23 protein-coding genes are annotated in these 25017 nt (G+C 29.3%); 17 read left to right on the top strand and 6 right to left on the bottom strand.

Annotated elements, in window-relative coordinates; translation table 11 throughout:
- Positions 1-31: 31 nt before the first annotated feature.
- Genes ACNI3D_RS16115 through ACNI3D_RS16125 form a run of 3 tightly spaced genes read right to left on the bottom strand, consistent with a single transcriptional unit; the run spans position 32 to position 4768 of the window.
- Entirely contained in the window at positions 32-1093 is a 1062-nt protein-coding gene (locus ACNI3D_RS16115) for a MaoC family dehydratase (protein WP_419767706.1), read from the bottom strand.
- A gap of 9 nt (positions 1094-1102) precedes the next feature.
- Positions 1103-3622 (bottom strand): aldolase/citrate lyase family protein, encoded by a 2520-nt coding sequence (locus tag ACNI3D_RS16120; protein WP_419767707.1) that lies wholly within the window; start codon positions 3620-3622, stop codon positions 1103-1105.
- Between the two features lie 12 nt (positions 3623-3634).
- A complete protein-coding gene (locus ACNI3D_RS16125; RefSeq protein ID WP_129100818.1) occupies positions 3635-4768 on the bottom strand; it encodes an HpcH/HpaI aldolase/citrate lyase family protein in 1134 nt (377 codons plus the stop codon).
- Between the two features lie 351 nt (positions 4769-5119).
- Here ACNI3D_RS16125 and ACNI3D_RS16130 point away from each other — a divergent pair, with 351 nt between their 5' ends.
- On the top strand, positions 5120-5845 hold the full coding sequence (locus ACNI3D_RS16130; RefSeq protein ID WP_129100817.1) for an IclR family transcriptional regulator: 726 nt from the start codon (positions 5120-5122) through the stop codon (positions 5843-5845).
- On the opposite strand, the gene ACNI3D_RS16135 is transcribed toward ACNI3D_RS16130, so the two are convergent.
- Positions 5842-6228 carry a hypothetical protein gene (locus tag ACNI3D_RS16135; protein ID WP_419767708.1) on the bottom strand — a complete coding sequence of 129 codons (387 nt, stop codon included), beginning with the start codon at positions 6226-6228 and terminating at the stop codon, positions 5842-5844. The genes ACNI3D_RS16130 and ACNI3D_RS16135 overlap by 4 nt on opposite strands.
- A 61-nt stretch (positions 6229-6289) precedes the next feature.
- Between ACNI3D_RS16135 and ACNI3D_RS16140 the strand changes: the two genes are divergently transcribed.
- Genes ACNI3D_RS16140 through ACNI3D_RS16180 form a run of 9 tightly spaced genes read left to right on the top strand, consistent with a single transcriptional unit; the run spans position 6290 to position 16505 of the window.
- Positions 6290-7363, top strand: coding sequence for an epoxyqueuosine reductase QueH (locus ACNI3D_RS16140; RefSeq protein WP_419767709.1), 1074 nt, complete (start codon positions 6290-6292; stop codon positions 7361-7363).
- The gene (gene lpxB, locus ACNI3D_RS16145) at positions 7364-8407 is read left to right on the top strand and encodes a lipid-A-disaccharide synthase (RefSeq protein WP_419767710.1); all 1044 of its coding nucleotides are present in this window, start codon (positions 7364-7366) and stop codon (positions 8405-8407) included.
- Between the two features lie 51 nt (positions 8408-8458).
- Positions 8459-8902, top strand: a complete 444-nt coding sequence (gene fabZ / locus ACNI3D_RS16150; protein ID WP_419767711.1) for a 3-hydroxyacyl-ACP dehydratase FabZ — start codon at positions 8459-8461, stop codon at positions 8900-8902.
- A gap of 7 nt (positions 8903-8909) precedes the next feature.
- Positions 8910-9698 (top strand): acyl-ACP--UDP-N-acetylglucosamine O-acyltransferase, encoded by a 789-nt coding sequence (lpxA, locus tag ACNI3D_RS16155; protein ID WP_419767712.1) that lies wholly within the window; start codon positions 8910-8912, stop codon positions 9696-9698.
- 5 nt (positions 9699-9703) lie between these two features.
- Positions 9704-10927: an ATP-dependent Clp protease ATP-binding subunit ClpX gene (gene clpX / locus ACNI3D_RS16160; RefSeq protein ID WP_129100812.1), complete on the top strand. Its 1224-nt coding sequence runs from the start codon at positions 9704-9706 to the stop codon at positions 10925-10927.
- Positions 10928-10948: 21 nt separating this feature from the next.
- Positions 10949-11980 carry a rod shape-determining protein gene (locus tag ACNI3D_RS16165; RefSeq protein WP_013136801.1) on the top strand — a complete coding sequence of 344 codons (1032 nt, stop codon included), beginning with the start codon at positions 10949-10951 and terminating at the stop codon, positions 11978-11980.
- Entirely contained in the window at positions 11973-12743 is a 771-nt protein-coding gene (gene mreC / locus ACNI3D_RS16170) for a rod shape-determining protein MreC (RefSeq protein ID WP_419767713.1), read from the top strand. Before ACNI3D_RS16165 ends, mreC begins: the two co-directional genes overlap by 8 nt.
- Positions 12744-12801: 58 nt before the next feature.
- Entirely contained in the window at positions 12802-14811 is a 2010-nt protein-coding gene (locus ACNI3D_RS16175) for an EAL domain-containing response regulator (protein WP_419767714.1), read from the top strand.
- Complete coding sequence (locus ACNI3D_RS16180; RefSeq protein WP_419767715.1) at positions 14811-16505, top strand: sensor histidine kinase; 1695 nt, start codon at positions 14811-14813, stop codon at positions 16503-16505. The genes ACNI3D_RS16175 and ACNI3D_RS16180 overlap by 1 nt, the downstream gene beginning before the upstream one ends.
- Here ACNI3D_RS16180 and ACNI3D_RS16185 read toward each other — a convergent pair.
- Positions 16497-17114, bottom strand: a complete 618-nt coding sequence (locus ACNI3D_RS16185) for a riboflavin synthase (protein WP_375724960.1) — start codon at positions 17112-17114, stop codon at positions 16497-16499. The genes ACNI3D_RS16180 and ACNI3D_RS16185 overlap by 9 nt on opposite strands.
- Before the next feature lie 172 nt (positions 17115-17286).
- Between ACNI3D_RS16185 and mnmG the strand changes: the two genes are divergently transcribed.
- The 7 genes from mnmG (at position 17287) to ACNI3D_RS16220 (ending at position 24146) form a co-directional block, all read left to right on the top strand.
- The gene (mnmG, locus tag ACNI3D_RS16190; protein WP_419767716.1) at positions 17287-19179 is read left to right on the top strand and encodes a tRNA uridine-5-carboxymethylaminomethyl(34) synthesis enzyme MnmG; all 1893 of its coding nucleotides are present in this window, start codon (positions 17287-17289) and stop codon (positions 19177-19179) included.
- 190 nt (positions 19180-19369) lie between these two features.
- Entirely contained in the window at positions 19370-20281 is a 912-nt protein-coding gene (locus ACNI3D_RS16195) for an AraC family transcriptional regulator (protein WP_419767717.1), read from the top strand.
- Positions 20282-20462: 181 nt separating this feature from the next.
- Positions 20463-20972, top strand: a complete 510-nt coding sequence (locus tag ACNI3D_RS16200) for a (R)-mandelonitrile lyase (protein ID WP_419767718.1) — start codon at positions 20463-20465, stop codon at positions 20970-20972.
- Positions 20973-20981: 9 nt separating this feature from the next.
- The gene (locus ACNI3D_RS16205) at positions 20982-21182 is read left to right on the top strand and encodes a hypothetical protein (protein ID WP_419767719.1); all 201 of its coding nucleotides are present in this window, start codon (positions 20982-20984) and stop codon (positions 21180-21182) included.
- A gap of 26 nt (positions 21183-21208) precedes the next feature.
- The gene (locus ACNI3D_RS16210; RefSeq protein WP_419767720.1) at positions 21209-22372 is read left to right on the top strand and encodes an NAD(P)-dependent alcohol dehydrogenase; all 1164 of its coding nucleotides are present in this window, start codon (positions 21209-21211) and stop codon (positions 22370-22372) included.
- Between the two features lie 18 nt (positions 22373-22390).
- Positions 22391-22840, top strand: a complete 450-nt coding sequence (locus ACNI3D_RS16215; RefSeq protein WP_375724965.1) for a cyclophilin-like fold protein — start codon at positions 22391-22393, stop codon at positions 22838-22840.
- Between the two features lie 100 nt (positions 22841-22940).
- On the top strand, positions 22941-24146 hold the full coding sequence (locus ACNI3D_RS16220) for an MFS transporter (RefSeq protein WP_258238667.1): 1206 nt from the start codon (positions 22941-22943) through the stop codon (positions 24144-24146).
- Positions 24147-24297: 151 nt separating this feature from the next.
- Here the strand turns inward: ACNI3D_RS16220 and ACNI3D_RS16225 are convergent, their stop codons facing one another.
- Positions 24298-25014 (bottom strand): SDR family NAD(P)-dependent oxidoreductase, encoded by a 717-nt coding sequence (locus ACNI3D_RS16225; protein ID WP_419767721.1) that lies wholly within the window; start codon positions 25012-25014, stop codon positions 24298-24300.
- Positions 25015-25017: the final 3 nt, after the last annotated feature.

Raw genomic sequence — 25017 nt, forward strand, 5'->3', positions numbered from 1 at the left:
ACGAGTTGCCTCTATCGTAATACTCTTTAATTTAATTTTTTTTAGGGATTACAACAGTGTAATCTAAATCTAATACAACTTCTTTTTTATACTTTCCATTTTCATCAAATGCTGTATCAAAAGTCTCTGGTCTTTGGTTTTTAAGAGCAACTGTTCTCAGTCGCAATAACCCTAAATCTTCTCTTTTATGATTGATAGTCTCAACTACTTCAGTATAAGCATAAATAGTATCACCTGCAAATGTTGGATTGGAATGTGCTCCACTATTTATAGAGTAAATCCATTGGGCATTTTGTAAGCCGTTAAATGAAATACTTCTAGCTATTGAAATAACATGTCCCCCATACATAAGTCTTTGACCCATTGGTGTACTTTTCATCATAAAATCATCAAAATGTACTTTTGCATTATTTTGATAAAGTTTAGTAGCTAAGGTATGATCACTATCATCAATAGTAATACCCTCTGCATGATTTAATCTTTCACCTACTTCATAATCTTCAAAAAAATAATCTCCACCAGTTACATCTGTATTTATATCTTTTAAAACTGGGATATTTATCTCTTCTTTTATGGCTTGAGTTTTTGCAAAACTTGGAACACTATTTATTCCACTCATTTCGCCTTTGTTTCTTTTGTGAACCATAACCCATCTTTTAAGATTTAAAACTTCATTTTCATCTTGGTTATATCCAATAGAGTGCACATAAACTACTCCACTTTTTCCATTTGAGTTCTCTTTTAAACCTATAATTTCAGTCTCAAGCCTAACAGTATCTCCTACAAATACGGGATTTGGGAAAGATACTTCTGCATAACCTAAATTTGCAATTGCATTTAAAGATATATCTTGAACAGATTTTCCAAATGTCAAATGAAACATCAATAAATCATCAAGGGGCTTTTTTGTATAACCCATCTCTTGAGCTAAGATATCCGATGAATTTAATGAAAATCTACTTCCAGTAAGGGCAATGTAAAAAGATACATCACCATCACTTATTGTTCTTGGAAGTGGATGAACTATTTTTTGACCAATTTCAAAATCTTCAAAAAAGTTTCCAAAATTGATTTTAGTACTTATTTTAGACATTTTTCTTCCTTATTTACCAAATAGATTTTGACCTAAAGATTTATATGTTTCATAAAGAGTTATCATCTTTTTAGCCCATTTGATTCTACTAATATCAACAAGTTTATCTTGATATAAAATCACTTCTTTTCCATCTTTTACAGCATCTTCATATAAAGAAATCATCTCTTCATACTCTTTTACCTCTTCTCTTTTTGGAGTAAATATATCATTTATATACTCTATTTGTACAGGATGAACTAAAGCTTTTCCATCAAATCCTAAATCAAAAGCATCTTTTGTAGAATCTTCACAAGCAAACTCATCATGTACATCATAATGTGGTCCATCAATTACTACTTTATCATAAGCTTTAGCAGCAAGTGCTATTTGAGATAGATAATTAATAATAGCTTTTGAACCTTTTTTTACATCTATTTGAAGTCTATTTGCAAGTTTATTAGAACCTGCCACTACAACTTCAACTCTAGAGGTTGCAGCACATATCTCTTGGATATTTAAAACTGATAGTGGTGATTCTATCATTATCATCATCGTTAATTCAGAATTTACCTCATCAATTAATTTTGCTGCTTCTAAAACATCTTCTTTATTATCAATTTTAGAAAAAAGTATTCCATCAAGCTCTAGCTCTTTTGCAAGTTCTAAATCCTTTTGTAAATCTTCACTTCCTAAATTATTAACCCTAAGTATTCTTTCTGATTCTCCAAATTTTGAACCCTCTTCTTTAAATACCTCTTTTAAAACAGCTCTTCCAGCCTCTTTTTGTTCTGTTAAAATAGCTTCCAAATCAAAAATTACAGTATCTGCTAAAACAGTTTTTGCTTTTTTCACATACTTTTTATTGTATGAAGGAACATATAAAAGTGATCTTCTTGCTTTATATTCTATAATCTCTTCCCCAACACTTAAAGCAGCCTCTTGTTCATGGATGTTTTTAACAAGTTGTTTTCTTAAAACTTTACCATTTTTAGTTCTTGGATAATCACTTATGGCAAATATTCTTTTAGGCGCTTTGTATTTTGCCAAGTTTTCTTGAGAATATTTTAAAATCTCAGCCTCTTCTTCTTCACTTAAAGGTTTATGTCCAATTACTGCAATAGCAACTAAGGTTTTATCCTTTTCAATATCTAAACCAAAAGCAACACAATCGGCAACTTTATCATGGGTTTTTACAACTCTTTCAATCTCATGTGGAGATACTCTAAAGCCAAAGGTATTGATAATATCATCTTTTCTACCTATGAACCAAATATATCCATCTTTGTCTTTTTTGGCATAATCACCTGTAAAAAAGTATCCATCATGTTTAGCTTTTGCTGTTTCATCATCCAATTGCCAATACTCTAAAAATAAACCTGGATCATCAACTCCAATACAAATCATTCCCTCTTCTTCAGTTCCAACTTCTTCTAAAGTATTTGGATCTAACAGTTTTACAATATGTCCTGGTTGTACAAAACCTGCACTTCCTGGTCTTATAGGATTATTAACAGAGTGTGAAATATAATAAGAACATTCACTCATACCTATTGCTTCATAAATATCTTGTTTAAATCTTTCTCTCCAAAGTCCTAACATCTCATCTGATAAATGTTCTCCTGCACTCATGCAGTATCTTAAACTTGGACAATCATCTATTTTGAAATCAGTTTTTTGAATAATTTGTCTATAAATAGTTGGAACTCCAATAAAAATAGTACATTTATGTTTTTTAATTAGGTTTATCCAAGTTGAAGCATCATTTGCACCTTCATAAGCAATAACTGTATGACCATTGTATAAAGGATCCATCAAAGCTGAACCTAAAACATAAGTCCAATTAAACTTCCCAGAGTGCATAATTCTGTCATTTTCTTTAAAATTAAACCAATACTCAGTTGCAGGAGTTCTTCCTACAAGTGATCTATGAGAATGTAAAACACCCTTTGGATAACCAGTTGTTCCTGATGTATAAACCAAATATGCAGGCTCACCTGATTTTGATTTGTAGTGATTTGGTGTTGCATCACCATTTTTCAAAATCTCATTTAAAGCATAAACATTTATACCTTTTGGTTTTTTAAGATTATCAACACTATCAATTGCTGCTACAATTATTGTTTTTAGATTATCTACATTTTCTAAATATGGAACTAGGTTTTCATACATAGTTGCAGACATAACAATGGCACTTGCTTGTGAATCTTCCGCAAGATATTTAACCTCAGAACCACTTAAAAGTGTAGAAGTAGGAACTGCAATAATTCCAACTTTGATACTTCCAAAAAATGAAATTGGATAAGCCAATGAATTTTTCAAACAAACTAAAACTCTATCCCTTGCCCCAATTCCAATACTTGTAAGGAAATTTGCAACTTGATCAGATTTTTTAGCTAAATCTTTATATGTTATTTCATCAGTACCTAATTTGTCATCTTCTATAACCATTGCTGTATTATTCTCTTTTGGTGTTCCCAAATGAGCTGATGTACAAGCAACCCCGATATTTAAAAATTCAGGTACTTCGATTTTAATAGTTGAACTCATATTATCTCCTTACTATATTTGACCATAAGGCCAGTTTTCTTTAAATGTATGTAACGGCATTTTATTTAATACTGTTAAGGCAAAAGATTGATCCTCTTTACTTAAACTTCTAAGTGCATATCCTCTTAGAAGATTTTGTAAAGACTTACCAAACATTGGGGGATCTAACATCTCACCTTTGTATCTAATAGCTCCACTTAAAAGTGCATCTGCTTCAATTGCTGCACTTAATATTTCTATATCTTTTGCTATCTCTTTAGGACTTGGAGTAAAAGCAACTTTACAAACATTTATATGGTTTGGAGTAATTACTTGTTTACCTGTTAATCCCATAGCTGTCTCTCTTTTAGCATGTTCATAAACATGTCTTGAAGCATTATCCCCATGTAAATCTAACCATCTTCTAATATCTTTTTTCTCAACACAAGAATCAGGTAATGAATTAGGAGTAAGTAAAACTTCAACCCCTCCAATTACACCTTTACCTTTAATTCTAGCTTCCATTGTAAGCATATTAAAAAATGTCTCTAACTCATCAATCCAACCCTCAGGTGTGATTTTATATGCCATTGCTTTTGAGAAGTCATGGATACCAAATACCACATGTTGAACAGTTGAGTGACTCATAAGTCTATCAGCTATTTGAAGTGATTTTGGATGCTCAATGATTGGTTGAATTTGTAAACTACTACCAATAGAAACCAACCAAGAAGATAAATCTCTAATCTCAGCATCTCCATAAACTTCACCAGCTTTTGCTAATACAATTGCATCGATGTATTTATGAACTTGTTTTAACATCTTTAAATCTTCTTCATACTCATCAGTTCTAAAAGGGTTAATTCTAATAGCTATTTGAAAATCCCTTTGAGGAAATTTTGGTAACTCTTGAATTAAAAGTTCCCTACTCATAGCTTTTTGTCTACAACCATCTTCTAAATCAAATAACACTGTATGTGCTTTTGTTTTATAAGCGTGTTTTTGAAGTCTAAGTTTTGCTTGCTCCATAGTCTCATAGCTTCCATCTAGTGGATTAAACTTAATTGGAGGATAATATATTTGAATCCCTGGCCAATATCCACCAAGTACTGGTTTCAAATCGTCATTTGCTGTTAATTTTGATAAATCTATTACAGAAGAAGTCATGATATTTACCTTTATAATTTTCTTTTTGTAAGGGAATTAATCCATAGGTAAAATAAACTCAAATATAAATTATAATATTAATTTTTATATTAAGTAATAATTTATAAATAGTTCTAGATACCATCTTTAAGTGCTTTTACAAAATGTTTTAAAAGCAAGTTTCACATAGTGAGAAAATTTTTTCAATAAATCTTGCAATCTAAAATAAAACTTTTGTAATTATTTAATTAAGATGTTACTTTTGGTCAAATAAAAATCTATTAAGTTAAAATTAAACATACACAGACAAAAACAAAAGCAATTTAAATAAAAAATGTTAAAATAAACAAAATTAAATAAAGAGATAATATATTGCAAAATCAAAATAAGTCATTAACAAAAGGTTTGTTGATTTTAAAATCAATCATGAATTCAAATAAACCTTTAACAGCTAACTTTTTATGTCAAACCCATGATATAGATAAAAGTACCATGTCAAGACTTATCACAACTTTAGTAAATGAAGGTTTCATCGAATATGTTGAAAACTCTAAAGAGATAGTTTTAAGTGATATTATGAATAATATATCACAAATAGAAGCTAGAAATAAAATAGTTGAGAAAACAAGAACTTTACTTGATGAAATATTTTATTTAACCCAAGAGTGTTCATATATTGGAATACTTGAAAAAAATGCCGTTTTATATTTAAATCAAGTGGATAAATCAAATCGAGTTTTAAAAACAAAAGACTCTATAGGTCTACATGCTCCCTTACATGCCAATGCCTTTGGAAAAGTTTTATTAGCATATGAAAATGTGGATTTTAAAACTTTAGATTTGAAAAAATACACAGCAAATACAATTACTACCGTTACAAGGCTAAAAAAAGAGATTGAAGAAGTGAAAAAAAATGGTTATGCCATTGGTTTTGAAGAGTACGAATTTGGACTTTTCTCAATAGCTGTTCCCTACTTCAATAATAAAAAAGAGTTTGTAGGAACTCTTGGAATATCTGGATTATCTGCAAGGGTAAATAAACAAAAATCCCATGAACTAGGTAAAAAGATTTTTGACTTGGTTAATCCTGTTATTTAATCTTTTTTTACCTTTATTAAAATATTATGTTCTTTATCCCTAAAAACTGTCTCTTTTTTGTTGTTATTAAAAACAGTTTCTAAAAAATCATCTTTGTAAGAACTGCTTAAATATTTTCTATTAAACTCTTTTATACCTTCACACTCAAAAGTAGAAGTACAAACTCTATCTTTATATATTTTCATGTCTAAAATAGTTTTCCCTGCACTGTAAATTTGAACTTGAGTATAATTATTAAACTTAGAAATAAAGCCTTTATCATAAAATTTCATAGTAGGTGTTTTTATAAGAATTGTCGCACTTGTAGAGTGTATAACCTGTTTTTGTGCACAAGATGAAAAAAATAAAATAATAAAAATAAAACTAGTGATTTTTTTAAACAAAATAGATCCTCTTTGAATTTGAAAATAATTTTACTATAATACGATTAAATAAAGGATTTAAATGCTCGTTCACATATGTTGTTCCGTTGATAGTCACTATTTTTTAGAAATACTACAACAAGATTTCCCCGATGAAAAATTAGTTGGTTTTTTTTATGACCCTAATATTCATCCTTACAATGAATATTTACTAAGACTAAAAGATGTTGAATACTCTTGCCATAAATTAGGTATAGAATTAATAGAAGGCCCATATAATCTTGAAGAGTGGTTAAGAAAAGTAAAAGGCCTAGAAAATGAACCTGAAAAAGGTGATAGATGCACAGTTTGTTATGATGATAGATTAGAAACAAGTGTAAAAAAAGCTATTGAATTAGGTCATGACAAATTTACTACAACCCTACTTATCTCACCAAAAAAATCACAAGAAAAATTAGAAATAATTGGAGCTGATTTAGAAAAAAGATATGATTTACAATGGATTTTTAAAGATTATAGAAGTGGTAAAGGAATGGAAGAGCAAGCAAAAGTTGTAAAAGAAAACTCTTTTTATAGACAAAATTATTGCGGCTGTTTATTTGGATTAGCTCCCCAAAGAGAGAGTCAAGATAAACTTATGGATGAGATGTTTTTACCTATTTCAAACCAAATTTTACCCCAATCAATAGAGTATCGACTAGAATTATATAATAATAGAACAAATTTAGATGAAACAAATATTCCATATAAAATAGTTAAACAAAAATTTCTAAACTATAGACTTTTAAATGCAAAAGTTAAAGTAAATAAAGAAGTTATTCCTTCATATTTTTTATGTTATTCAACAATAAGTAAAGGTAGAACAAGTGGAAAAATAGCATTTGAAAAAGCAGAAGTTCACTATTTAAATAAAGATGAAGTTAAAATAATCACAATAGATACTTTCAATGATTTTACTCAATCTCACTATAGAGATGTTAAAGACTTGATGTATCATCCTTTGACTTTTGAAGCTGAACTAAAAGTAAGAAATGAAATCACTCAAAATCCTTATGGCTTATCTGCGATTATAGTAGTTGATGAGATAAGTGAAGGAAAATATGAGATTTCTATTGATGCAAAAACCTATGAAGATGTAAAAGAGGTAATTATATAAATGAAACTTCTAGTAAGCGCTATGGAAACTTCTTCAAATATACATTTAGCAGAACTTAAAAAACATCTAAGTGAAGACATTGAACTTATTGGAATATTTGATAAAAAACTTGGAACTCCAAATTATGATATTGAGCAACTTGCTATCATGGGATTTGTAGATGCCCTAAAAAGGTTACCTTTCTTTTTTAAACTAAAAGATGAAATGGTAGAATTGGCAAAAAATGTTGATAAAGTATTACTTATGGATTCATCAGGCTTTAATTTACCTCTAGCAAAAGCAATTAAGAAAAAATATCCAAATAAAGAGATTATTTATTATATTCTTCCCCAAGCTTGGGCATGGAAAAAAGGAAGAATTCCTAAGATTGAAACATACTGCGATAAGCTTTGTTCAATCTTACCTTTTGAAAAAGATTATTACTCAAAAAAAGAGAAAATCACTTATGTTGGTCACCCTTTACTTGATGAAATAAAAGATTATAAAACTACAGCTTCAACTTCTAACAAAATAGCTTTTATGCCAGGAAGCAGAAAAAATGAGATTATAAATCTTATGCCAATATTTAAAAAACTTATAAAAAATATTCCAAATAAAGAGTACATTTTAATTATCCCTTCTAAGTTTGATGAAGAATATATTAAGAACATTTATGGAGATATTTCAGCATTTACTATTTCAAATAATGCCCATGAAAGCCTTAAAAAAAGCGATTATGCCTTTATTTGTAGTGGTACAGCAACCCTAGAAGCAGCACTTATTGGAACACCTTTTACACTTAGCTATATAGCTAAGAAGTTAGATTATTTTATAGGTTCACGACTTGTAAAACTTCCAGCTGTTGGATTAGCAAATATATTCTTTTCAAAGATGGGTAAAGAGCTAATTCATAGTGAGTTTTTACAAGAAAATGTAACTGTTGAAAACCTCTTAAATGATTATAAAAAAATGGATACAAACAAGTTTATGGAAAATTCAAAAGTTCTAAGAGAATATCTTAAATTTGGAAGTTCTAAGAATGTGGCTCGCATAATTCAAAACTAATTTAAATTTTGATAGAATATATGCCTTAAATAAAAAGATATAGGAAAATATATGCTAGACGTTACACAGATTCAAGAGATACTTCCACATAGATACCCTTTTTTACTTGTAGATAGAATTACAAGAATGGAAGAAGGCAAAAGTATCATTGGTTTTAAAAATATCTCTATTAGTGAACCTGCTTTTATGGGACATTTCCCTGGGCATCCAATTTATCCAGGTGTATTAATTCTTGAAGGAATGGCGCAAGCTGGTGGAATCTTAGCTTTAAAAAGCAATAATTTATCATATGAAGAGATGAAAAGTAAAGTTATTTATTTCATGAGTATTGATGGGGCAAAATTTAGAACACCAGTAAAACCTGGTGATAAATTAGAATACAGAATTGAAGTAAAAAAACTAAGAGGTACTTTAATAGTGCTTGATGGTAAAGCTTTTGTTGATGATAAGTTAGTTGCAGAGGCTGAATTAAAAGCTATGGTAGTGGATAAATAATAAATATATGAATAATATCCATAAAACAGCTATAATAGAAGATGGCGCAATTATCGGTGATGATGTTACTATTGGCGCGTATACTATCATAGGCTCTAATGTAAAAATTGGAAATGGAAATATAATTGGCTCTAACAGTGTAATTGAAGGTAAAACTACAATTGGTGACAATAATAAGATTTACTCACATGCAGCCCTTGGAACTGATCCTCAAGATTTAAAATTTGATGGTGAAGAAGTTGAACTAATTATTGGGAATAATAATAAAATTAGAGAATTTACACTTTTTAACCCCGGTACTAAAGGTGGAGGTTCAATTACTAAAATAGGTGATGACAACCTATTTATGGGTTATGTTCATGTTGCCCATGATGTAATTATTGGGAATCATTGTGTATTTGCAAATGTTGCAACACTTGCAGGACATGTTGAAATTGATGATTATGTAGTTGTTGGTGGATTAACACCAATTCACCAGTTTTGCAAAATTGGAAGCCATGCTATGATTGGTGGAGGTTCTGTCTTAACTCAAGACATACCACCTTTTTGTTTAGCAGAAGGAAATAGAGCAAATCTTAGAGGTCTAAATCTAAATGGACTTAGAAGAAGACTAGGAAGAGAAGATATAAATGCTGTGAAAAAAGCATACAAAGATGTTTTTGAATCAGGACAGCCAATCCAAGAGATTGCAAATGAATTAGTAAAAACTCAAGATAATAAATATGTATTAGAATTTGCAAACTTTATTATAAATACAAAAAGAGGTATTCCCTTTATAAGAAAGCAGGAGAGATAGAACATATGAGCAAATTAAAATGTGATTTTTGTGGAGCAATAGATAGTGCTCAAAATCCAGTAATATCAGGAGACAATGCTTGTATTTGTAAATCTTGTGTAAACGCTGCCCATGATATTATTAGTGGTAAAGAACCAGCAGAAGATGAACAAACATTAAATCCTGATGTTAAAGCAGAAAGTGAAATAAAACTTCATACACCAAGTGAATTAAAAGCTTTACTTGATGATTATGTGGTTGGACAACATAGAGCTAAAAAGGTTCTTTCAGTTGCGGTATATAACCATTATAAAAGAATTTTTAGAAGAGATGAAATTGGTGAAGATACAGAGATTAATAAATCAAATGTTTTACTAATAGGACCAACAGGTTCTGGTAAAACACTACTTGCACAAACAATCGCAAGATATTTAGATGTTCCTTTAGCAATAGCAGATGCTACAAGTTTGACAGAAGCTGGTTATGTTGGAGATGATGTTGAAAATGTTATTACTAGACTTTTACAAGCAGCTAATGGTGATATTAAAAAAGCAGAAACTGGAATTATTTTTATAGATGAAATTGATAAAATAGCTAGAATGAGTGAAAATAGATCAATCACTAGAGATGTATCAGGTGAAGGTGTTCAACAAGCTATGCTTAAAATCATCGAAGGAAGTGTTGTAAATGTTCCACCAAAAGGTGGAAGAAAACATCCAGGTCAAGATATGACTCAAGTGGATACTACAAATATCTTATTTATTTGTGGTGGTGCTTTTGACGGCTTAGAAGAGATTATCAAAAGAAAAAAAGGTAATAATGTTTTAGGTTTTAACCAAACTAAAAGTAGTAAAAAAGATGAATCTGATCTTATCTCTTTAGTTGAAGCTGATGACTTAGTTAAATATGGCCTAATTCCAGAATTAATCGGTAGATTACATATGATTGCTACATTAAATGAGATAACAGAAGAAGATATGGTTCATATTTTAACTGAACCAAAAAATGCTTTAATAAAACAGTATATTAAACTTTTTGAGATGGACAAAGTAAATTTAGAATTTGACAAAGATGCTTTACTTGCTATTGCTAAAAAAGCAATTGAGCGAAAAACAGGGGCAAGAGGTCTTAGATCAATTTTAGAAGATATTATGCTTGATATTATGTTTGATTTACCAAATTACAAAGAGAAAACTATCACTATTACAAAAGATGTAGTAAGTGATAAAAAAGACCCAAAAATCGCTTAATTTAAAAAGGAGAAAGAGTATATGTTTTTAGACAAATTAATTGGATTCTTTTCTAATGATATGGCTATCGACCTTGGTACTGCGAATACTATCGTTTCTGTAAAAGGAAAAGGTATTATTATCAATGAACCATCAGTTGTAGCCGTTCAACATGATAAGTATGGAAAAGATAAAATATTAGCAGTAGGTGTTGAAGCTAAACAGATGATAGGGAAGACACCTTTGAATATTCAAGCTGTTAGACCAATGAGAGATGGAGTTATAGCAGACTTTGAAATGACAGAGAGAATGATTAGATATTTTATCGAAAGAGCTCACTCAAGAAAATCTTTTATAAGACCTAGAATCATCATTTGTATTCCTTATGGAATTACTCAAGTTGAAAGAAAAGCTGTAAGAGAGTCAGCGCTAAGTGCAGGAGCAAGAGAAGTATTCTTAGTGGAAGAACCAATGGCAGCTGCAATTGGGGCTGGAATTCCAGTTTCTGATCCATCTGGTTATGTAGTTGTGGATATTGGTGGTGGTACAACTGAGATAGGTGTTACTTCACTTGGGGGATTAGTTCTATCTAAATCAATTAAAACAGCTGGTGACAGATGTGATAAAGCGATTATGGATTATGTAAGACAAAATTATAATTTATATATTGGTGAAAGAACTGCTGAAACTATCAAAATAGAAATAGGAACTGCTGTTAAACTTGACCAAGAGTTAAAAATAAGAGTAAAAGGTAGAGATAACTCAGGACTTTTATCTACTATTGAATTAGGTTCTGAGGGTGTTAGAACAGCAATCAAAGAACCTCTTAGAGAAATCGTTGCAGCTGTAAGAAGTGTATTAGAAGATATGCCGCCTGATTTAGCAGGTGATGTTGTTGATAATGGTGTTACACTAACAGGAGGTGGAGCACTTATTCGAGGTTTAGACACATATTTAGCTGATATTATTAAATTACCAGTTAGAGTTGCTGATGAGCCACTTTTAGCTGTAGCTTACGGTACAAGTAAAGTATTAGATGAGGAAGCTTTATTAAGATTAATTTCTAATGAATAAACTACTCTTCGTTCTCCTTTTTATAATCATGGTTGGTCTATACATTTTTAATGTAGACCAATCATTATCTTCAAAATTTATTTTTATCAATAAAATAAAAGATTATTACACAGAAAAACTTGTAATTATTGAAGAGACCTTAACAAAATATTTTTTTCAAGCCCAAACCATAGAAGATCTTACCCTAGAGAACCAAGATTTAAAAAAATTTAGACTACTTTATGCAGAAAAAAACTTAGAACTTACTCACATAAAAGACGTTCATGTGGACTTAAAAAACTACAAAGCTGATTTAAGACTTGCACAAGTATTATCATATGTTGAATTTGATGACTTTACAAAAGTTTGGTTAGATGCAAAAAAAACAGACTCTCAAATAGAGGGATTGATTTCTGAAAACTATTCAGCTGGAATAGTTGTAAATAAAGATAATCAAGCATTAGCTTTATTAAATGGAAATGAAAAAAGCAATTATGCTGTTTATATAGGTGAAAATAAAGCTCCAGGAATCACCCATGGCAAAGCAAACTCAAATATCCTTTTAGCAAAATTTATTCCAATTTGGATAGATATAAAAATAGGAGATGAAGTAATAACTTCTGGTATGGATAATATCTTTTTTGAAGGCTTAAAAGTAGGTAAAGTAATAGCAATCAAAAAAATGGCAGATATGCAAGAAGCTCAAATAGAACCTTATATTAACGCTCTTAATCAAAATTTCTTCTATATATATTCTAAAAAGTCACTAAAAAAAATTAAATAATTTTATTAAGTACCCAATAAGTATCTTTATGATTAAATTTACTTATAAAAGGAGTTTTATGTCTAATACACTAATAAATAATTTATCAATTTTATATGTTGAAGATGATACAACAGTTAGAGAATCATTATCTTCTACTCTAAAACTTTTAGCAAAAAAAATTTACACGGCAAATGATGGTCTTGAAGCATTAGATGTATTAAAAACTAATAAAATCGATTTAATTATAACAGATATAAAAATGCCAAATCTTGATGGCCTTGAATTATCTAAAAGAATACAAGACTTAGATTTAAATATACCAATCTTAATCACAACAGCACATGATGAGATAGATTATTTACATAAAGCAATAGAGTTAAATGTTGATGCATTTATAACAAAACCTTTAAATATAACTTCTTTAATACAATCAATTACAAAATTAGCAAAAATCATAATAACTAAAAAAGAGTTAGAAAAGAAAAAACACCAACTTGAACAATTTAAAAAAGCAGTTAATTTCTCAAATTTGATTATCAATATTTCACAAGAAGGTGAGATATTAAATATCTCTACAGATAATCCATTAGAGTTTGATTTGTTTAATCCAGATAAGATAAAAATAACAAATATTAAAGAATGTTTAACAGATAAGAGCTTTTTATCAATTATAAAAAGTGCCAATGACTTAGATATATTTCATAAGAACTTATCTTTGAAAATAGGAGAAGAACAATATACTGTAAATATAACTGCCTTTGCAAATGAACATGATGATGATATAAAAACAATAAATCTAATCCTTAAAGATTTAACAAAAACCTTAAAGAAAAAAGATGAAATAATTGAAAAACTTTATATTGATCAAGTGACAGATTTAAAAAATAAATTTGCTTTATATAAAAGAATAAATGAACTCTCTTCTATTAATTTAATGCTTTGTATAATTGATTTAGATGATTTTAGAAAACTCACAAAATTGTATGGATACAAAATGGGAGATAAAATACTAAATATCGTTTCTAAAAAAATATTAAAAGTCATAAGTATAGAACAAACTGATAAACTTTCATTTGAATTATATAAATTAGAATCTGATAAATTTGTACTTTTAGTTTTACCAAAAAATACTTTGGAAGAAAAAGATATAAATGCTATTACAAGAAATTTAATAAATAAGTTAGAAGAGGATTCATTTGAGATAGAAGAGAATGTATCTTTAGATATATCTTTTACGCTTGGACTTGCATATAATGAAGAAGATGATATCTTAACAGAAGCTTTAATTGCAAAAGATGTAGCAAGAGAATTAAAAAAGGATTTTCTACTTTACAAGAAAATCAAAGGAATAAAAAATATCTTTGCTACAAATTTACAGTTACAAAAGAAAATAAAAAAAGCCTTCGATGAAGATGGAATTATTCCATATTTTCAACCAATAGTTGACAAAAATAAAAATATAGTAAAATATGAAGCCTTGGCAAGAATAATTGATACAGAAGAGAATAAAGTCTTAACTCCTTTTTTCTTTTTAGAACAAATAAAAGCTTCAAAAAACTATTCTAAATTTACAAAAACAATTATAGAAAAATCCTTAAAATGTACAAGTATTTTACAAAAAGAAATATCTATAAATCTATCTTTTGAAGATATTTCAAACCCTGAAATCATACTTTTTTTAGAAGAGAAACTACAAAAATATAATTCTATTGTAACTATAGAATTATTGGAAAGTGAAGGGTTGAAAGATATAGAAAAGACTATTAATTTTTGCAACTTAATGAAAAGTTATGGCGCAAAAATTGCTATTGATGATTTTGGAGCAGGATATTCAAATTTTGAATATTTTTTTACTCTACCAATAGATAAAATAAAAATAGATGGAAGCTTAATAAAAAAGGTAAATGAATACAAAGGATATGTTTTAGTAGAGTCTATAGTTGATTTCTGCAAAAAACTAGATATCAAAGTTGTTGCTGAATTTGTCGAAGATGAAAAGACCTTTGAAACTCTCAAAAGCCTTGGTGTTGATTGGTTTCAAGGATACTATTTTAGTAAACCAAAGCCTATAGAGGATTTTAAATAGTGGAACAAATAAAGAAAGAAAACTATCTAAAAAAGTTTAGTATATTATTTATCTTATCAGCTGTATCTTTTACTATTTTAATACTATGTTTTGCACTATATGAAATCGTAAAGTATAGAGAAATCCTTTATAAAGAAAAAGCACAACATGAATATTCTCAAAAAACAAATACTATAAACAAATACTATAAAAACTATAAACAACTTTTAAAATCTATAAAAACAAACTCTTTATTTATAACTTATATAAAAGACCCCTCTAAAGAGAATCTAAAAAACTCTATATCCCTTTTTGAAAGTTTTATATCTTATGATAAAAACATAACACAATTAAGATATATCGATATAAATGGTCAAGAACAAATAAGAATTGATAGGCCTAATATATCTAGTGATTATAAAATCATAAAAAATCCTATTTTACAAAATAAAGAACATAGAGATTATTTTGAAAAAAGTATCAAACTAGCAAAAGGTGAAGTTTATACCTCAAAAATCGATTTAAATATAGAAAATAAAAAAATAGAAATTCCTTATAAACCAGTTTTAAGATTTGCAGTACCTATTTTTGAAGAGAATAAAAGAGTTGGTATCCTCATAATAAATATTTTTGCAGAAGAATTATTAGACACTATAAAAGAATCAAAAGATTTTGATATAACTATTTACGACCAAGATAAAGAAGTTTTAGTATCTAATAATAACTTGCAAAATGAATGGACAAGATATTTAAAAAAAGCAAAAGTAATAAATAAAAATTCTATTATTTTTGAAGATTTATTAATAAAAAGTTCTGATTATGAGAACTTGTTTATAGCTTTTTCTTCAAAAAGTTGGCTCAATAGATTTTTGGCTTTTTTTGACTATAAAATCTTTTTATTATTTGCCTTAATTATATTCATAGCTTTTCTTTCAGCCTATTATTTAGCTAAAATCCCAAAAAAACTTTTTGATAGGATTACTTCTCAGCAAGAAATTCTAATCCAACAATCAAAAACATCTGCAATGGGAGAAATGATAGCAATACTTGCTCATCAATGGAGACAACCTTTAAATCAAATCTCTGTTTTAATACAAGAAATAGAGTTCAAAAAGAAATTAAATCTTTTAAGTGATGAAGAGTTTGAAACTATTTCAAACAAAATAAAAAATAGTCTGTCTTATATGTCCCATACAATAAATGACTTTAGAGATTTTTTAAAACCCTCAAAAGAAAAAAATCAATTTAATATTTTAGATACGATAAAAAATACCCTTAAATTAATCGATGCAAAGTTTTTAAATGACTATGTAACATGTGAAATTATAAATAATTCTAAAAACTCAATTAAGGAGTATGATTTAATCTCATATGAAAATGAATTTAAACATGTAATAATTAATATCTTAAATAATTCAATAGATGCTTTAAAAATAAACACTGAAGAAAATAATAAAAAAATTACAATAGAATTATTCAATAAAAAAAATATCATCATAATAAAAATTTCTGATAATGGAGGAGGAATAGAAGATTCAATAAAAGATAAAATCTTCGAACCTTATAAATCAACAAAAGAAGCACAACAAGGAACGGGACTAGGACTTTATATGTCTAAATTAATTATTGAAAATAACTTTCATGGTAAAATATCTGCCCAAAATCTAGACAATAAAGCAGTCTTTACAATCACACTAAATAAGGACTTAGTATGATGCCATCATTTTATCAACTTGTCCCCAAGTCAAATCATCATTTTTTTTATCTTTTTTAAACATATTATAAATATATCTTGCAAACATATCTGTTTCTAAATTTACTTTAGAACCTATTTTGTAAGTTTTAAACAGAGTATTTTCAACAGTGTGCGGAATAATTGTAAGTCTAAAAGAGTCTTTCATAACTTCATTTACAGTCAAGGAAACTCCATCAATACTAACACTTCCCTTTGGAATAATATATTTAGAAAAAGAAGATGGTAGCGAAATTATAAAATCAGTGGAATTTCCATTTTTATTGATAGCTTTAACTATCCCTAGGCAATCCACATGACCTTGTACAATATGTCCTTCAAATCTATCACCCATCATCATAGCAGGCTCCATATGAACCTTACCTTTGTAATTTTCCATTGCCAATATTTTTTGTGACTCAGGAGAAAGTTCCACAGAAAAAGTTCCACTTGCAACTCTCACAACTGTTAAACATGCTCCATTTATTGAGATAGAGTCTCCAATCTTTGGTTCATATTTTGCTTTTAGTGTAAGTACATTTGATTTGAAACTTAGCACCTCAGCCATCTCTCTTATTAGTCCTGTGAACATGTTTTTCCTTTAAAATTGCTGTAAATCTTGAAATATTTGGTATAATACCGAAAACTTATTGAGAAGCTAATTTTAAACTATTCTAATTTTTTAACCTAACTTTCAAACACTTTTCAATATAAACAAAAAAAGATAAAGATACATTAGACAATTGTATACTTATGGAGATAAAATGAAATATGATGTAATCGTAGTCGGTGGAGGACATGCTGGAATTGAAGCCTCATTGGCAAGTGCAAGAATGGGTAAAAAAACTCTTCTTGTAACTATGCTAGTTGAACAAATCGGAGCAGCAAGTTGTAACCCCGCTATTGGTGGATTGGCAAAAGGACATTTAGTAAGAGAATTAGATGCCCTTGGTGGAGAGATGGGACTTTGTACAGATAGTGCAGGTATTCAATTTAGAATATTAAACGCTTCTAAAGGTGCAGCAGTCCAAGGAAGTCGTGCACAAATTGATATGGATAGATATAGAACATACATGAGAAAAGTATGTCACAATACAGAAAATCTAGAAATCTATCAAGATGAAGTAAGTTCACTTTTAACAAAAGATGAAAACGGTCTTGAAGTTTGTGGTGTAAAAACAAAACTTGGTGAAGAGTTCGAATCAAAAAAAGTGATTCTTACAACAGGAACATTTATGAAAGGTCTTATTCACATAGGAACTTCAACTTATGATGCTGGAAGAGCGTGGGAATTACCCTCTTCTACTTTATCAACACAGTTAAAAGAATTTGGACTAAATGTTGGAAGATTAAAAACAGGAACACCTGCAAGAATTGATGCAAAATCAATAGACTTTTCAAAAATGGAAGAGCATGGAGGAGATGAAAAACCAACTCCTTTCTCATTTAGAACAGATAAGTCAACTTTTAACCCAAAACAACACCCTTGTTATATCACATATACAAACTTGGGAACACATGGGAAAATAAGCAGTAACTTCCACAGAGCACCTCTATTTACTGGACAAATCAAAGGAAGTGGACCTAGATACTGTCCAAGTATTGAAGATAAGGTAAATAGATTTTCTGAGAGAGATAGACATCAACTGTTTTTAGAGCCTCAAACAGCAATGGCAACAGAATATTATATCAATGGACTTAGTACTTCTATGCCAATTGATGTTCAAAAAGAGATGATTCACTCAATAGTTGGTTTAGAAAATGCAAAAATCGTAAGATATGGATATGCCATAGAGTATGATTATGTTGATCCAACAGAGCTAAAACATACCCTTGAAACTAAAAAAGTGAAAAACCTATATCATGCTGGGCAAATCAATGCCACTACAGGATATGAAGAAGCAGCTTCTCAAGGACTAATGGCTGGTATCAATGCTTCTCTTGCAGTTGATAACAAAGAGCCTCTAATCCTAAGAAGAGATGAAGCATACATTGGTGTTTTGATTGACGATTTAGTTACAAAAGGAACAGCTGAACCATATAGAATGTTCACAAGTCGAGCAGAATATAGACTACTTCTAAGAGAAGAAGGAGCAGATATAAGACTTAGTGAGTATGGTCACAAAATTGGACTTATAAATGATGAAACAATCCAAAAAGTACAATACAAAGAAAAATGTATAAAAGAAGCAATTGATTTTATGAAAGAGGAATGGTTTACTTCAAAAAAAGAGAACCTAGAACTTCTAGAAAAACTAGGTCAAGATAAAATCAAAGATAGAGTTTTATTACTTGATATAGTTGGAAGAAATGGTGTTACAACAGAAAACTTTGATGAACTTTGCCCTCAATTTAAAGAGTTAGACAACTATATAAAAGAGCAAATAATAATCGAAGCGAAATATTATAGATATGTTGAAAAACAACAAAAACAAATAGAAAAAATGAAAAAAATGATTCAATTAAAAATACCAGAAAATTTTGATTATAAAGAAATCCCTGGACTTTCAAATGAAGCAATCGAAAAGCTAGAAAAGTTTAGACCACCAACTCTTTTCAATGCAGGAGAAATTTCAGGAATAACACCAGCTGCAGTTGATGTTATTCATTTGTATATAAATTTACAAAATAAAACAGTAAAAAATGCAACTGCATAAAAAACAAAATTTATCATCTTATTTCTAAAGGCTAAGTTCAAATGAACTTAGCCTTTTTTATTGTAATTATTTTATTTCAAAAGCTATTTATAGGAATAGGCAAGAGAAATAGAGTATTTATATAGCCATTCCCTTCATAATTTTATATAATAATGTAATAATGAAAATATTTCTTAATTAAAGGATTATCATGACTGATTCAATTGATTCGTACAGATTTGAATTAATAGATTTTTTAAAATCAAAATACAGTTTCTCTGGTGCCATACAATCTTATATTCCATGTTTAGATTTTTATTTTTCCAACCAGCCATCAGAATTTACTAGTATCATGTATGAACCGTCATTATGTATTATTTTACAAGGATCAAAAGCTGTAGGTTTTGGGGATAACCTCTACAATTATAATTCAGAAGAGTATTTACTCTCATCAACATATGTACCTGCAAAAGTTCAAATCCTCGAAGCATCACAAGAAAAGCCGTATATATCTTTAAGAATAAGATTTAAAATAGAAGATATTTATGAAGTTCTTAAAAACACCAATCCAGAAAAATTATTGTTTACAAAAAAATCTGAAAAAGGACTTTTTTTTGATGAAATGAGCGAACGATTGTATAATCCAATAGCAAGATTAGTTAAACTATTAGATAAGCCTAAAGAAGACATTAACTATCTCTCTCCTTTTATTATTAAAGAAATTCTCTTTATTTTAATTAATGACAAAAGTGGATACTTTTTAAATAAATTTGCAATGGAAGGTACAATTTCTAACAAAATAGTTAAAGTAATCAATGAAATCAAAGACAATTTTAGTGATAAACTGTCTATTAAAGAATTAGCTGATTTAATCAATATAAGTGAGTCTTCTTTGTACCAAAACTTTAAAACTATTACATCGATGTCTCCCCTTCAGTTTCAAAAAAAACTTAGACTTGAAGAAGCAAAACAGTTACTATTAGGTAGAAACATTGAAATTGCAGAAGTTGCTTATATCGTTGGATATGAGAGTCCTTCTCAATTTAGTAGAGAATTTTCCAGAATGTTTGGTACATCTCCTAAAGCTTTTATACTCTCTACCAAAATAGAACAAACTGCTTAATATTTTTCTTTCTCAAAATGTAGAGTAAACTTCTCTGCATTTCATCTCTTATCATCTAAATTTTTATTTTTATAGTATTAGGCAACTAGCATGGATTAATGTTCTAGTTAAATTCTTTTAAATGAACTAATATATCAAATAAGATTTATAAACTATCAAATTTAAATATAAAAGAAAAAATTTGGAGAGAACAGATGAAAAAATATTTTTACTAGGTTTCGTTGTGATGTGTATATCACTTCAAGTTAAAGCAAATCAAGGAGAAAAAAATATGGACAATATATCAAAAATAGAATCAAGAGCATCAATAGCTGTAAGTAAATCAGATTATAAAAACTACTTTACAGGAGGAGAGGTAAGAATAGATATGCTTTATCCCCAAAGTGATGCAAAAACACATGGAGGTGCATATGTGACTTTTGAGTCAAAAGCTAGAACAAATTGGCACTCTCATCCAGCTGGGCAACATATTATAGTAAGTTCTGGAGTTGGGTACTATCAAGAATGGGGAAAACCTATTCAAGTTATAAAAGCAGGAGATGTTGTTTGGATTCCAATAGGTGTAAAACACTGGCATGGAGCATCTAAAGATATAGCTATGACACATCTAGTAGTAACTGGTGCAAATCAAGATGGAAAAAATGTTGATTGGTTAGAAGCTGTTAGCGATAAACAATACACTATTAACTAAGGACAAGAAATGAGGCAATTAGTCAAATTATTTTTCTTTCTACCACTTTTTATTTTTGCAAATGAGAGTATGGGAAGTGATAAAATAAAATCTTTAAATAAAAAAGAGCAATTAGAAGATTTTATTTTAATTCTAAATACTAAAGTTGGGAGAAATGAAGCAAAAACTGCAAACGATGTTTTACAAGAAGTTTTGAAAACCAGAAAATAATTATTTTAAATTATAGGGGAAAAATTATGTGTGAAGAATCGAACAAAAACAAAAGAAGAGACTTTATAAAAAAAACCACAATGATTGGTGCAGGTTTAGTTTTTTATAAACCAGCAGATATTTTAGCAAATGAAAAAGGATATATAATGAATAAAACAATAAAAACAAAAGCTTACGCAGCATTCGATGAATCAGGCGTAATTAAGCCATGGGAGTTTGAAAGAAGAGCTGTAGGTGATGATGATATTTTAATTGAAATAAAAGCAGCAAGTATTTGTCACTCTGATATTCATCAAGAAAAAGGACATTGGGGAAAACAACAATATCCACAAGTCCCAGGGCATGAAATTGCAGGAATTATTACTCAAGTTGGAAAAAATGTAACTAAGTTTAAAATTGGTGATAGAGCTGGTGTTGGTTGTATGGTTGATGGTTGTACTACTTGTGAAAATGAAGAACAGTATCAATCTGATACTTTGTTTACCTATGGATTTCCAGATAAAAGAGAACCAACTGGAATTAGCCAAGGTGGTTATTCAACTCATATAGTTGTAAGAGACCATTTTGCAGTGCATCTTCCTGAAAATCTTAGTTTTGAAAAAGCAGCTCCACTTTTATGTGCGGGAATTACTACATATTCACCAATAGTAAATGCACAAATTAAAAAAGGAGATAAAGTTGCCGTTGCAGGTATTGGTGGGTTAGGTCATATGGCTGTAAAACTTGCAGTTTCAAAAGGAGCTGAAGTATATGCATTAACAACAACAGCAGACAAAGTTGATAGCATAAAAGCAATGGGTGCAAAAGAAGTTATTGTAGTAGATGATACTAAAAAATTACAACAATATGCTGGACAAATGGATTATTTGATTTGTACTATTCCCTATCAATTTGATGTTGCATCTTATGCCCGTGTTGTTAAGCCTTACGGATACTTTACCTTAGTTGGTATGCCAGAAGATTTCAAAATCACTTTAAATAACCTTGGTTTAGCAGCAAGTAGAGTTAACTTTAATGCTTCACTTATTGGGGGAATGAAAGAGACTCAAGAGATGATAGATTATTGTGCAAAACACAATGTTTTACCTGAAATTGAAATGATTAAAGCCCAAGAGATTACACAAGCTTGGAAAAATATCGTTGATAAAAAAGCACGATATAGATATGTAATTGATACTGCAACAATTTAAAAGATTTTGGTATCAAGTATGAAACAAAAACTATTAATCATTTTTTCATTATTACTATTTTTACAAAGTTTTATGACAATTACTGCAAATGAAATAAAACAAAAGGATAAGGATATGGGCAATAAAATTACAATTACAATAGGTCAAAAAGAGTTTGTTGCAACGCTAGAAGAAAATGAAACAGTAAAAGAATTAAAAAAAAGGCTACCACTATCTATCACTATGAATGACCTACATAGCAATGAAAAGTATTATCACTTTTCAAAAGCTTTGCCAACAGACAGTTATAGCCCTAAGTTTATAAATGCTGGAGATATAATGCTTTATGATAATTACAGTTTAGTTCTTTTTTATAAAACTTTTTCTACACCATATAGGTATACAAAGATAGGTCATATTGATGATACTCATAGTTTAGAAGAAACTCTTGGTTCAGAAGATATTGCTATCACATTTGATCTCAAATGATTTTCTTATCACTCAATTATACATATTAAGGTACAAGAAATACTCTTCTTGTGCCTATCTATCACATAGCAAACAACTTTAAAATATTATTAGGAAAAACATGAAGAAAAGAATAAAAATTAATGAAGAATCTTCTGTTCCACTTTGGGGAGCAGTTTGGGCAATGTCATTATGTGCAATGGTTTTAGTTGCATCAGAATTTATGCCAGTAAGTTTACTAACACCAATAGCAAGTGAGTTAGCAATCACAGAAGGTCATGCGGGACAATCTATATCAATATCAGGGCTATTTGCATTAGTTACGAGCCTTTTTATTACATCAATTATTGGACATACAGATAGAAGAAGCGTATTACTTTTTTTTACAGCCTTAATGGGTGTAGCAGGGGTAATGGTAGCATTTGCACCTAATTCAAATATATTAATGATTGGTCGAGCTGTTTTAGGTATTTGTATTGGTGGGTTTTGGTCTATGTCAGCTGCTACAATTATGCGCCTTGTACCTAAAGAAATTGTACCAAAGGCATTAGCTATCTTAAATGGTGGAAATGCCTTAGCAACTACAGTTGCAGCTCCTTTGGGAAGTTTTCTTGGTGGGATTATTGGGTGGAGAGGAGCATTTTTTTGTATTGTTCCAATTGCTGTTATTACTTTCATCTGGCAATATAAAAGTATGCCACACTTGCCTGCACGGCATGTATATGGACATAGACCAAAGCTTAGTAGTGTATTTAAACTTTTAAAACAATGGAAGGTTACTTTAGGAATGCTTGCAACAATGTTCTTTTTTATGGGACAATTTGCACTATTTACTTATCTTAGACCTTTTCTAGAAATACATACAGGTGTAGATGTTGAAACACTATCACTAATTTTATTAGCTATGGGTGTATCAGGTCTTATAGGAACTTTTGTTATTGGAAATATTTTAAAAACAAGACTTTATAGTTTACTAATTATCATTCCTTTTTTAATGATAATTATTGTAATTTCTCTTCTTTATTTTGGAGATTCTTTATTAGCTGTATTTATTCTTATGAGTTTTTGGGGACTTTTGGGAACATCAGCCCCAGTTGCTTGGTGGACATGGCTTAGTAAAACTTTACCTAATGATACAGAAGCTGGTGGAGGATTGATGGTTGCAGTTGCACAATTGGCTATTACCGTAGGTGCTGCAGGTGGAGGTTTACTTTTTGATATTTACGGTTATGAAATTACTTTTGTATTTAGTGCAATCATTTTAGCAGTTGCCACACTCATGGCAAGTGTAACTGCAGTTTATACATATAAAAAAGAAAAAGCATAATAAAAATTTAAAGGATTACTCATGCTTAAAACTAAGTACGAGTAATTCTTCTAATTTAAAAAAAGATTTACATCTTCTAAAGTATCAATATCCCTACAAAAAGTTTTTTTTAAGCTCAATATTTATACAAGCCTCTTTTTGTAAAATTAATTTAAAATATAACGCCTGTTGATTTTTCACACAATTTTATAAGTTCTTCTTGAGCTTTAATATCATTAGCTTTTGAAGAGTATAAAGTCTCTTGAAGATGATAGAAATATTTCCCACTCATCTTTGCATCACTATTTGTTGCTAACCATATTTGAGTAGCACTTCCATCTTCTAAACTATCTGGTGCATTATAATTACTCATTTTTGTTCTTACCCATCCTGGATCAACCACATTGACATAGACATCTTTCCATTTTCGAGCAAAGAATAAACTCAACATCAAAATATAAAGTTTAGATGTTGAGTAATCAACTCCTATTTCTAAACTCAAATTTAAAATATTTATTTTACCTTGTGGATGCATATTTGAACCAATATAAATGAGCCTTTGAGGTCTATTTATAAGAACTGTAAGCATGTAAGGCGCTAAAACATTTACTTTAAAGATGGATTCATTAGAAGTATGAAACAGCCCAGCATTATGAATAATAGTGTCAAGATTGCCTAAATTATTGACCTCTTTGGCTAATGATTTGATTTCTTCAAAATCACTTAAATCTCCCACAATAACCTTAACTTTTCCCATTTCTTTATATATATGTTTTGCGCGAGTAATGTCTTTGGCATGAAATATCACTTCGTGCCCCTGTTTTATAAGCATTTTTGCTACATAAAGTCCAATTCCATCACTGGAACCTGTTATAAATATTTTTTTCATAAG

The organism is Arcobacter siniprincipis (SeqCode), from assembly GCF_048571125.1.
In the GTDB taxonomy this organism is placed as follows: Bacteria; Campylobacterota; Campylobacteria; order Campylobacterales; family Arcobacteraceae; genus Arcobacter; species Arcobacter siniprincipis.